Origin of the sequence: Kitasatospora sp. MBT63, from assembly GCF_000710465.2 — a bacterium.
GTDB lineage: Bacteria > Actinomycetota > Actinomycetes > Streptomycetales > Streptomycetaceae > Kitasatospora.
Window position 1 is genome coordinate 1 of the sequence record NZ_JAIZ01000390.1, and the last position, 10,794, is coordinate 10,794.

The window sequence follows — 10,794 nt, forward strand, 5'->3', positions numbered from 1 at the left end:
CGGGGCGTCGCGATGGGCGTCCGGCAGGCCTCGCAGCCGCTGGGCACCGGACTGGCCGCCGCCGCGCTGCCGCCGGTCGCCGCGGCCGCCGGGGTCGGCGGGGCCCTGCTGTGCTGCGCCGCACTGTGCGCGGTCACCGGGCTGGCCATCGCGGTGTTCGCGGTGGACCCGCCCCGGCCCGCCGGGGCCGTCCCGGGGTCCGCCGCGGCGCCGTACCGGGGCGGGTACCTGTGGCGGCTGCACGCGGTGGCCGCGCTGCTGTGCGTGCCGCAGTTCGTGGTGACCGGCTTCGCGCTGGTCTTCCTGACCCAGGCGCGCGGCTGGCCGGCCGGGGTGGCGGGCGCGGTACTGGCGGTGGCCAACCTGGCCGGCGCGGGGGTACGGCTGCTGGCGGGCTGGTGGTCCGACCGGGTCGCCAGCCGGGTCCGGCCGATCCGGTTGCTGGCCCTGGCCACGGCAGCCGATCTGGGACTGCTGGCGCTGGGCGCGGCCTGGGACTCGGCCGTCGGTACCGGTGCGCTGCTGCTGGCCTGCGGTCTGACGGTGAGTACCAACGGCCTGCACAACACGGCCGTCGCAGAGTACGCCGGGCCCCTCTGGGCGGGCCGCGCGCTCGGCGTCCACGGGGTCGGCCAGCACGGTGCGATCGTGCTGGTCCCGCCGCTGGTCGGCGCGCTGATCACCGAGCGCGGCTACACCCCGGCGTTCGCGGTGGCCGCGCTGGTCCCGCTGCTGGCGGCCGCCGTCCTGCCGTCGCAGCGCCCGCCGGCCGACTGGTCGGCGGCCCCGGCTCAGGCCAGCCGGGCGGCGGGGAGCAGCTCTGTGGAGGGCGGCCCGGCGGGCGGGCCGGAGCGCAGCAGGTCCAGGTAGTCGTCCCGGGGCAGCGGCCGGGCGCCCAGCGAGCGGATGTGCGGGCTGTCCCACTGGACGTCCAGCAGCAGCCCGCCCGCCACGGTGAACCGGTCGCCCAGGTCGGCGACCGCGACCCGGGAGGCGTCCGGGAGCCGGTGGAACATCGAGTCCAGGCTGAGCACCGGACCGGCCCGGACCCCGAAGGCGCCGCCGACCAGCTCCGCCCCCTGCCAGACCTCCACGCTGTGCGCCCAGCCCTGCTCGTGCAGCTCCTGCAGCCCGCGCCGCAGCTCCTCGGTGAGCCAGCGCGGTTCGCGGCCGGCGCCGCACTGGGCGACCACCCGGCCGAAGTCGCGGTCGACGCTGGTCGCCCAGTCGAGCCGGTTGCGCAGCCGCCTGGCGAGCCGCCGGCCGAGCCTGGCGTGGCCCGGCCGGATCACCGGCCGGGGGTCGGGCGACCACCAGGACACCTGGTAGGGGAGTTCGCCGACGTGCCCGGGCACCGCGATGGCGCCGGTGGCGACCCGGTCCTCGTACAGGGCCTCGTTCATCCAGCGGGCGTACTCGTCGGGTGCGGGCATCGGGAACAGCCCGGCCCGGTAGGCGGCGAGCAGGCTGGGCGCCCCCAGGTCGGAGCAGAACGCGGCCGGGGCGTCGGCGGGGGCGACCGACACCGCCACGGAGTGCCACCAGTCGGTGGTCCGGCTGGTCATGCCACGCGCTCCAGGTAGCCGGTGGCCTCCAGCCGGTCCAGGTAGAAGTCCAGCAGGTGGTCGTCGACCGGCGGGATCTCGATGCCGCTGCCGTTCAGCTCCTGGGCCGCCCGGTCGCGGGAGAACAGCGGGAAGGTCGGCCGGAAGTACATCTCGCTGATCGACATCGCGGTCCCCTCGCCGCGGTCGACGAACAGCGGCACGAACGGGGTGATCGGGTGCTCCGGGTGGGTGGCCGCGTACGAGACCAGGCCCCGCACCCACCGGTGGTACGGCAGCACCTCGACCCGGCGGCCGCGGCTGCGCAGCCGCTCGGCCAGCACCGGCAGCATCGCCGGGTTGGGGTTGGTCAGGTGGTAGACCTGCCCGGTGGCGGGGGTGTTGCCCGCCAGGTGGGCCAGTGCCCGGGTGAAGGAGTCGGCCGGGACGAAGTCCAACTGGAGCTCGACCTCGGGGACTTCGCCGCTGTCGGTGAAGTACTTGATGAGCGCGCACAGTTCGGTGCCCAGGTTCATGGTGCCGGTCGCCAGGTCGCCGGTGACGTCGTTGACCCGGTAGACCGACACCGGCAGCCCGGCCGCCGCCGCGTTGTGCAGCAGCGCCTCCGCCACCCACTTGCTCTCCACGTACCCGACCGAGAGGTGCTCCGGGTGGTCCAGCGGGGTGTCCTCGCTGACCTCGGGGACCCCGGCCGCGCCGAAGCCGGCCAGCACCGCCATGGTCGACAGGTAGTGCACCGGGACCGCCCGGGAGTGCCCGGCCAGCCGGATCACCTCCCGGGTGCCGGCCACGTTGGCAGCCCTCAACTGGTGGTAGGGGTAAAGGAAGTTGACCTGTCCGCCGAGGTGATGGACGGCGTCCACGGTGCCGGCCAGCTGCTCGAAGCGGGTGCGGCTGAGCCCCAGCAGTGGTTCGGCCAGGTCGCCGACCAGCGGCCGGACCCGGGCCGGGTCGAGGTCGCGCCGCAGGAAGCGCTGGTGGGCGGCCCGGATCCGTTCCAGCGCGTGCTCCTGGTCGGGGGCCCGGACCAGGCAGTGCACCTGGGCGTCGGTGGTGGTCAGCAGGGTGTGCAGCAGGTGGGCGCCGCAGAATCCGGTGGCGCCGGTGAGCAGGATCTCCGCGGGCTGCTCGGGCCGGGCCGCCCGCTCGCCGGAACGCCGTACCGGGAAGCCGAGTTCGGCCTCGCCGGTGAAGTCGATCCGCTGCCCGGCGAGGGTCTCCGCCGGACCCCGGCCGGCCGCGTGCAGGGCCGTGGTGAAGGCGCCGAGGGTCGGGTCGGTGAGCAGCGCACGGGTCAGGTCCCGGATCCGGTCCACGCCGATGCCGAACATGATCCGCGCCCGGGCCAGCATCTCCATCGCGAGCAGCGAATTTCCCCCCAGCTCGAAGAAGTCGTCCTCCATCGCCACCGTGTCGACGTCGAGCAACTGCGCCCACAGGTAGGCGAGTCCGTGCTCGGCGGCCTGCTCGCGACTGCGCCCGCCGTTGCCGCCGGCGCCGCGCTGGCCGGGGCGGCCGGCTCCGGCCATGGCCGGGCCGGTGTCGGCCAGCTCGCGCCGGTCGATCTTCCCGTTCGGGGTCAGCGGCATCCGTTCCACCGGCACGTACGCGGTCGGGACCAGGTAGTCCGGCAGCCGGTCGGCCAGGAACTCCCGGAAGTCCGGCCCGGTGCCGTCGCCCCGGGTGTAGTACGCGGTCAGCGCCCTCGCACCGGAGTTGTGCTCCGGCGCCAGCACGGTGACCAGCCCGACCGCCGGGTGTTCGGCGAGGTGCGCCTCCACCTCGGCCGGGTCGACCCGGAACCCGCGCACCTTGACCTGGTCGTCGGTGCGGCCGAGCAGTTCCAGGTTGCCGTCGGGGCGCCAGCGGGCCGAGTCGCCGGTGCGGTACATCCGGGTGCCCGCGTCCCCGGCGTACGGCTCCGGCAGGAAGCGCTCCGCGGTCAGTTCGGGCTGCCGCCAGTACCCGCGGGCCAGGCCCTGGCCGCCGAGGAAGACCTCGCCGCGGCGGCCCGGCGGTACCGGCCGCAGGGTCGGGTCCAGCACGTGCACGAAGGTGCCGAGCAGCGGCCGCCCCACCGGGACCGGGGCGTGCGCCGGGGAGGCCAGCATGCCGGGCAGGATCTCGCAGATGGTGGAGGTGATCCCGGCCTCGGTCAGCCCGTAGGCGTTGAGCAGCTGGGTGGCCGGCAGCCGGTGCAGACTGGTCCGGCAGTCCTCGGCGTGCACGGTGTCACCGCCGACGATCATCAGCCGGAGCGAGGCGGGTGGCCGGGCACCCTCCGTCATCAGGTCCAGGAACCGGTGCCAGTACGCCGGGGTCAGGTCCGCCACCGTGATGCCCAGCTCGAGGATCCGGCTGGCGAGTTCGATCGGCGCCCAGGTGAGCCGGCCGCCCAGGACCAGCGTCGAACCGCTGAGCAGCGGTGCGAAGATCTGCTCCAGCGAGGTGTCGAAGCCGAGCGCGCCCAGCTGCAGCACCCGGTCCCGGTGCGAGAGCCCGTACGCCTCGGCGGCCCGGGAGACGGTCAGCGCCATGGTGCGGTGGCTGACCGGGACGCCCTTGGGGGTGCCGGTGGTCCCGGAGGTGTACACCACGTACGCGAGGTCGTCCGGCACCGTGGTGTCGGCGGGGGCCGAGACGGAGCCGCCCGGGCCGCGGTAGTCCGACGCCAGCACCGCGGGCAGGCCGAGCCGCCCCCGGTGCTCGGTGCTGGTCACCGCGAGGGTGGCGCCGGCGTCCGAGACCAGCCGCCGCAGGCGGTGCGAGGGGTGCGCCGGATCGAGCGGCAGGAAGGCGCCCCCGGCCTTGAGCACCGCGACCAGCGCGGTGACCATGTCGGCGCTGCGTTCCAGGCAGACCGGCACCACGGTGTCGGCGGTGATCCCGCCGTCGCGCAGCGCGTGCGCGAGGCGGTCGGAGCGGCGGTCGAGCTCGCGGTAGCTGAGCCGTTCGTCCTCCGCCACCACGGCGGGCGCGTCGGGTGTCCGGGCGGCCTGCCGGCGCAACAGCCCGTGCACGGTGACGCCGCCGGCCCGGCGGCCGGCCGGCCGTAGATCGGTCCAGAGCTCGGCCACCGAGCGTAGGCACTGCTGTTCGGGGGCCGGTCCGGCGACGGTGCGCCACCCGGCGGGGACGGGGAGGTCGTCGGGCCACAGGGCGTGGACGGCCTCGTCGTTGGCGAGCACCCTGAACGGCCCGGAGTGGGGCTGCTGGGAGCGGTTCGGCTGGTCCACCGGCCATGACCTCGCAGTGCGGTGACAGGGAGGCGGCGGTTGTTGCTCCGCCAGGGCACCGGCGGGGGTTCGCCGGTGAGGCTGCTGCACCGGCGTACGGGTGCCGCGTGCGTGCTGTCCGGCCCGTCCTGTGCGGACCCGGGCCGGCCCCGATACTTTCGACTATAGGCACCCGAATGGCCCTGGGTATCATTGAGACGCATTTGTCGCGGAGCCGCAGAGCTCCCCGCCGCCGCGTCGCCGGCGGCCACTCCTCGTGCATCGGCCCACCCAACTCCTGCCTCGGGGCGAAGGGGGTAGCTCGGTTGACACGTCGAAGGCAACGCCTGATGGCCTGTTACTTCGGCTGGATGGCCGTGCTCACGCTGGTCTACTACCAGAATCCGGACGAACGGATCATCTGGTGGACCGGCATCGGCCTGTCCGGCGTCGCGGCCATCGTCATCGGCACCCGCGTCAACCGCCCGGCGCACCCGCAGTACTGGTACCTCCTCGCGGCCGGCAACCTGAGCTTCACCGCCGGCGAGGTGGTGCAGGTCATCCAGACCGAGTACCTGCACCAGTACGGCTTCCCGTCCGTGTTCGACGCGTTCTACCTCGCCGAATACCTGCTGACCGCGGTGGGCATCTACGGCTTCATCCGCTGGCGCACCGCCCAGCAGGACCGCGGCTCCATGATCGACGCGCTCATCCTGACCGTCGGCCTGGCCCTGCTGGCCTGGATCTACCTGATCGTCCCGTACGAGCGCAACCCCGATCTCACCTGGCTCCAGAAGGCCGTCTCGATCGCCTACCCGCTCGGTGACGTCCTGGTGCTGGCGATGCTGATGCGGCTGCTGGTGCCACGCGGCGGCAAGAGCAAAGCGCTGTGGCTGCTGGCCGTCGGCGTGCTCGGCATGCTGGTCGCCGACGTCGCGTACGGGCTGATCCAGCTGCACGGCACCTGGCGCATCGGCAGCCCGGTGGACCTCGGCTGGGCCGTCTTCTACTGCGCCTGGGGAGCGGCCGCGCTGCACCCCTCGATGGTCGAACTCACCCGGCCGATCCCGACCCAGCAGCCGGACATCTCCGGCGGCCGCCTCACCCTGCTGGCCGGCGCCTCGATGATCGCCCCCGCCATGCTGCTGGTGGACCTCTCCCGCGGCGACGCCAGCCACGCCGGTGTGATCGGCGCCTTCTCCGCCGTCCTGTTCCTGCTGGTGCTGGCCCGGCTCGGGTCCGTCGTCCTGGTGCACCGGCACGCGGTCGCCCGCGAACGGACACTGCGGGTGACCGGAGCGTCACTCACCGGATCGGTCACCTTCGACGAGGTCTCCGAGGCGGTCCAGTCGGCCGCCGCCGCCCTGATGCCCCGCGCGCCCCGCCGCTCCGCCCTCCTCGGCGTCCGCGCCGACGGCGGCCTGCGGGTACGGCACGGCGAGAGCGAGATGGTGCTGCGGATCCCACCCGACCGCGAACTCCAGGGCAGCCGCCTGCTGCCGGTCGAAGAGCTCGGCTCCGACCTCGAACGCCACTTCTCCGGCCTGCCCAACGCCCTGATCTGCCCGCTCGCCCTCGACAACCGGCCGATCGGCGAGCCGCTGATCGGCGTCCTGATCGTCGGCGGCACCGAGCACCAGCTCGCCGCCCTGTGGGGCACCTTCGACATCCTGGCCGCCCAGTCCGCGCTGGCCGTCGAACGCGTCATGCTGACCCGCGAGATCAGCCAGCGCAACAGCGAGGCCTACTTCCGCACCCTGGTGCAGAGCGCGTCCGACGTGATCCTGATCCTCAACCCCGACGACGGCATCCGCTACGCCAGCTCCTCGGCCCAGCGCGTGCTCGGCTACTCCGACCTCGAGGGCGTCCGGCTCAACGAGCTGATCCCGCCCGAGGAGAGCCGGCGGCTCAACCAGGCCCTGGCCCGGATGCGCACCAGGGAGCAGGCCGAACAGCGCGAACACTGGCGGCTGCTGCGCAGCGACCGCAGCGTCATCGAGGTCGAGGTGCGCTGGAACGACCTGCGCGAGGACCCGACCGTCGGCGGCCTGGTGCTGACCCTGCGCGACGTCACCGACCAGCGGCAGATGGAGCGCGAACTGACCCACCGGGCCTTCCACGACTCCCTAACCGGCCTGGCCAACCGGGTGCTGTTCCAGGACCGGGTCGGCCACGCCCTCACCCGCAGCGAACGCCGCGGCACCGTGATGGGCGTGCTCTTCCTCGACCTGGACGACTTCAAGGTGGTCAACGACACCCAGGGCCACGCCGTCGGCGACGAACTGCTGGTGGCGGTCTCGCTCCGGGTCTCCACCGCGCTGCGCACCTCCGACACCGCGGCCCGGCTCGGTGGCGACGAGTTCGCGGTACTGGTCGAGGACGCCCTGTCACCGGAGGACGTCGGCTCCACCGCGGACGCCGTGCTGAACGCCTTCGAGGAACCGTTCCGGCTCAGCTCCGGAACGGTCCGGGTGGCCGCCAGCGTCGGCGTCGCCACCACCGAGGACAGCGTGGACGCGGCCGAGCTGCTCACCCACGCCGACCTCGCCCTCTACTCCGCCAAGGCCTCCGGCAAGCGGCAGTGGTGCCAGTACCAGCCGGCGCTCCAGGTCGGCCTGGTCGAACGGCACGAGCTGAACGAGAGCCTGGACACCGCCATCGCCGAGTCCGCCTTCGCGCTGTACTACCAGCCGATCGTCGACCTGACGGACGGCGGGCTGGTGGCCTTCGAGGCGCTGGTGCGGTGGCCGCACGAGCGCCGCGGCATGGTGCTGCCGGAGGAGTTCATCTCGCTGGCCGAGGAGAGCGGCCAGATCGTCCCGCTCGGCGCCTGGGTGCTGGAGCGGGCCGCGGCCGAGGCCGCCGCCTGGCAGCGCCTCACCTCGGCCCGCCGGGACGGCGCCGGCCGGCGGCCGCTGCGGGTCAGCGTGAACGTCTCGGCCCGCCAGTTCCGCGACGCCGGGTTCGTCGACATCGTCCGGCAGGTGGTGGAGACCAGCGGCATCCAGCCCGGGACGCTGATCCTGGAGCTGACCGAGAGCGTGCTGATGCGGCGCGACGAGCGGGTGCGCACCGACATGGAGGCGCTGCGCGAGCTCGGCGTGCGGATCGCCATCGACGACTTCGGCACCGGGTACTCCTCGCTCAGCTACCTGCGGGAGTTCCCGATCTCCGTCCTGAAGATCGACAAGTCCTTCATCGACGGGCTCGGGCTCTCCCAGCAGCAGTTCGCCCTGGTCGAGGGCATCACCCGGATCGCCGACACGCTCGGTGTCCAGGTGATCGCCGAAGGGATCGAGAACAGCACCCAGCGGGACCTGCTGGCGGCCATGGGCTGCCCGCTCGGCCAGGGCTACCTGTTCGCCCGCCCGCTCACCGTCGAACAGGCGGGCGCCCTGGTCCGCGAGGACACGGCCCCGGCCGAGCTCCCCACCCGCAGGCCCTGAGGCCCGGCGCCCTCCGGTCAGGCCGTGGGGCCGCCCGACATCGCCGCTGCCAGCCGCAGGGAGGTCGCCGCCTCCGTGGCGCGCCCCTGGCGCTGGAGGGTGCGGCCGAGCATCAGGTGGGCGTACTGCTCGACCGGGTCGATCTCCAGGACCTCGCGCAGCTGCTCCTCGGCCCGCCGCAGCTGGGCGGAGTGGTAGTACGCGCGGGCCAGCAGCAGCCGCGGCCCCACCTGCCCCGGCACCTCGTCGACCACCTCGGTGAGGATCCGGGCGGCCTCCGCGTAGTGCTTGGAGTCGAAGAACAGCTCGGCGCGGGCCCAGCGCTCCGCCGTGCTCTCCTCGCGGCCAACGATGTTCACTCCGGTGTCCACTCCGGCTCCTCTCGTCGTGCGTTGTCATCGTCGATCGGTTGAACATTCACCTACTTCTCGGCATTCCCGGCCTGCCCGGACCCCGCTGTCAACACGGCCCCGGCTGGCCGAACGTCCGTCGGAGCCGAGCGGCCGGAACCTACTGTCGCCATCACACAGCCGAGGAAAGGAATGGCATGAATTGAACCTTCGGGCGCACCGCGGTCCTGCTCGCCGTCACCGGACTGTCCTGTCTGCCCGGCATCGCCGCGGCCGACGCGCCGGGCACCACCCGGACCATCGTGATCGGCGACAACAACCAGGTCGCCGGGGACGACATCTTCAACGCCGGCCGGGACAACACCGTCGGCTCGAACGACGGCTCCGGCCCCGGCCTCGGCGTCGTCCCCTCGGTCGGTCAGGCGGTGCTCATCCGCAACGTGGCGCAGGGCGACGCGATGCTGGAGTCCAGCACGGGCCCGGCCACCTTCCTCGGCCGCGTCCCGGCCAACACCCAGTTCCCGGTGGCCTACTCGGGCCGCTCGACGGCGACCTACCGCACCGAGGCCGGCCAGTACGAGCTGACCCTGGACCACACGGCGGACGGCCGGGCGGTCGCCGACTGCGCGCCCAGCGAGCACTGCCGGGTCGCCCAGGAGGTCTACGGCCTGGTCATCGACCTGCAGTAGCGGCGCCCGCGGCCGAAAGAGCCCGAGCCGCACCCGCAGCCGTACCCGTCGCACGCCGCGCCGGGTACGGCTGCGGGTGCGTCACGAGGTGGCGCAGAGCCGGAAGGTGAGCAGCCGTCCGTCGTCGTCCCGGACCGCGAGCCGGACCCGGGCGCCGACCGGCACCGCGCCGGGCAGGCCGCCGATCACCCCGGCCTGGACGGTGAAGCCCTCGTCCAGTGCGACCAGGTACGGGCGGCCCGGGTAGAGGCCGCGGCGGGTCGGGCGGAGCAGCCGCCGGACGCTGCCGGTGCCCGCGCTGAGCTCCGTGGTCAGGTCGGCGGAGCCGCAGACCGTGCAGAGCAGGGCGCCGGCCGGCATCGCCGAGTGGCACCAGCGGCAGCGGTGGTAGTGCAGGGCCGGCTCACCCTCGGTGGGGCTGGTGAGCGGACCGACGGGGGCGAACGCGGTGGACGGCGTCATCGTGCACCGCCGCGGACCGTCGCCGACCGGTTCCGTACTCCGGGCATCTCCGGCTCCTCCCTACGGATGCTGCTCAGGAAGATATGGCACTCAGTGCCCCGTGTAAAGGCACTGAGTTCCCTCCGGTCGGCCCTCGGTCCGTACGGACCCCCCGCCGAGGCGGGTCAGCCGTCCAGCGCGCTCTCGATCCCCTGCACCACCCGCCACATCGGGGTGCCGCGACGGGCCACCAGGACCACCACGTCCTCGGCCGGCCCGGCGCCGTCCCCGGGCGCGGTCCCGGCCTGCTCGCTCCAGGTGCCGATGACGAACTCCAGTGCCAGGTCGACCGCTTCGCGCACGTTGCCCGCGCCGCCGGTGCGCAGCCAGGTGCGCAGCGCGTGGTTGTGCGCCGCCACCACGGCGGCGGCGACCACGTCCGCGCGCAGGGCGCCGTCGGACCGGGCCGAGTAGCGGGCCCGCAGGTGCGCGGCGAGCGTGCGCTCGTAGCGCCAGACCACGGACAGCTCGTGGATCCGCAGGTTGGGCACCTTGCGGGTGAGCAGGTAGCGCTCGACCGAGAAGGTCGGGTTGGCCGCGTACATCCGCAGCACCAGGCGGGCCGCGTCGCAGACCTGGACCACCGGGTCGCCGCTGTCGGGGGCGGCGTCCAGGAAGGAGGTCATCTCGGCCAGCGCGCCCTCGTGGTCGGGGAAGACCACGTCCTCCTTGGAGGGGAAGTAGCGGAAGAACGAGCGCCGCCCGACCCCGGCCAGCGCGGTGATCTCGTCGATGGTGGTCTGCTCGAACCCGTGTTCCAGGAAGAGCCGGAAGGCCGCCTCGATCAGTGCGTCCCGGGTGGTCGGCCGCCCGCCCGCCGCCGTGCCCGTGCCCTGGACCTGTTCCTGCTCGCGCGCCTCGCTCATGGGGGGACGGTAGCACCGCGACGGCCCGGAGACCGTGCCCGGAGGATGCCCGAACGGCACTGAGTGTGCATAATCAGGGGTACTGAGTGCCACACCCCTAAGGAGCGTCCCATCATGAGTCAGGACTTCGACCTCTTCCGGCTCAGTGAGGAGCACGAGATG

General features: G+C 73.5%; 8 protein-coding genes. 3 read left to right on the forward strand and 5 right to left on the reverse strand.

Translation table 11 applies throughout. The features are described 5' to 3' along the window. Positions 1 to 870: MFS transporter (locus AA75_RS22535; RefSeq protein ID WP_149038310.1), on the forward strand; the 870-nt coding region annotated here is incomplete at its 5' end. Here AA75_RS22535 and AA75_RS22540 read toward each other — a convergent pair. Then, positions 792 to 1,565 carry a leucyl/phenylalanyl-tRNA--protein transferase gene (locus AA75_RS22540; RefSeq protein ID WP_033821999.1) on the reverse strand — a complete coding sequence of 258 codons (774 nt, stop codon included), beginning with the start codon at positions 1,563 to 1,565 and terminating at the stop codon, positions 792 to 794. The two genes, AA75_RS22535 and AA75_RS22540, sit on opposite strands and share 79 nt — an antisense overlap. Continuing rightward, positions 1,562 to 4,801, reverse strand: a complete 3,240-nt coding sequence (locus AA75_RS22545) for an amino acid adenylation domain-containing protein (RefSeq protein WP_051813065.1) — start codon at positions 4,799 to 4,801, stop codon at positions 1,562 to 1,564. Before AA75_RS22545 ends, AA75_RS22540 begins: the two co-directional genes overlap by 4 nt. Positions 4,802 to 5,130: 329 nt before the next feature. Here AA75_RS22545 and AA75_RS52250 point away from each other — a divergent pair, with 329 nt between their 5' ends. Beyond that, the gene (locus AA75_RS52250) at positions 5,131 to 8,226 is read left to right on the forward strand and encodes a bifunctional diguanylate cyclase/phosphodiesterase (protein WP_051813066.1); all 3,096 of its coding nucleotides are present in this window, start codon (positions 5,131 to 5,133) and stop codon (positions 8,224 to 8,226) included. Positions 8,227 to 8,243: 17 nt separating this feature from the next. On the opposite strand, the gene AA75_RS22555 is transcribed toward AA75_RS52250, so the two are convergent. Further along, positions 8,244 to 8,597 (reverse strand): tetratricopeptide repeat protein, encoded by a 354-nt coding sequence (locus tag AA75_RS22555; RefSeq protein WP_233289140.1) that lies wholly within the window; start codon positions 8,595 to 8,597, stop codon positions 8,244 to 8,246. Between the two features lie 281 nt (positions 8,598 to 8,878). Here AA75_RS22555 and AA75_RS22560 point away from each other — a divergent pair, with 281 nt between their 5' ends. Beyond that, positions 8,879 to 9,265 (forward strand): hypothetical protein, encoded by a 387-nt coding sequence (locus AA75_RS22560; protein WP_033822000.1) that lies wholly within the window; start codon positions 8,879 to 8,881, stop codon positions 9,263 to 9,265. A gap of 81 nt (positions 9,266 to 9,346) precedes the next feature. Here AA75_RS22560 and AA75_RS22565 read toward each other — a convergent pair whose 3' ends face one another. Both AA75_RS22565 and AA75_RS22570 read right to left on the reverse strand, forming a co-directional pair. Continuing rightward, complete coding sequence (locus AA75_RS22565; RefSeq protein WP_051813067.1) at positions 9,347 to 9,727, reverse strand: Zn-ribbon domain-containing OB-fold protein; 381 nt, start codon at positions 9,725 to 9,727, stop codon at positions 9,347 to 9,349. Between the two features lie 164 nt (positions 9,728 to 9,891). Next, entirely contained in the window at positions 9,892 to 10,632 is a 741-nt protein-coding gene (locus AA75_RS22570; protein ID WP_033822001.1) for a TetR family transcriptional regulator, read from the reverse strand. Between the last annotated feature and the right edge of the window lie 162 nt (positions 10,633 to 10,794).

Excerpts from the sequence above, each read along its gene's own strand:
- AA75_RS22540 (WP_033821999.1), bottom strand. The coding sequence starts at position 1,565 with ATGACCAGCCGGACCACCGACTGGTGGCACTCCGTGGCGGTGTCGGTC.
- AA75_RS52250 (WP_051813066.1), top strand. The coding sequence starts at position 5,131 with ATGGCCTGTTACTTCGGCTGGATGGCCGTGCTCACGCTGGTCTACTAC.
- AA75_RS22565 (WP_051813067.1), bottom strand. The coding sequence starts at position 9,727 with ATGACGCCGTCCACCGCGTTCGCCCCCGTCGGTCCGCTCACCAGCCCC.
- AA75_RS22570 (WP_033822001.1), bottom strand. The coding sequence starts at position 10,632 with ATGAGCGAGGCGCGCGAGCAGGAACAGGTCCAGGGCACGGGCACGGCG.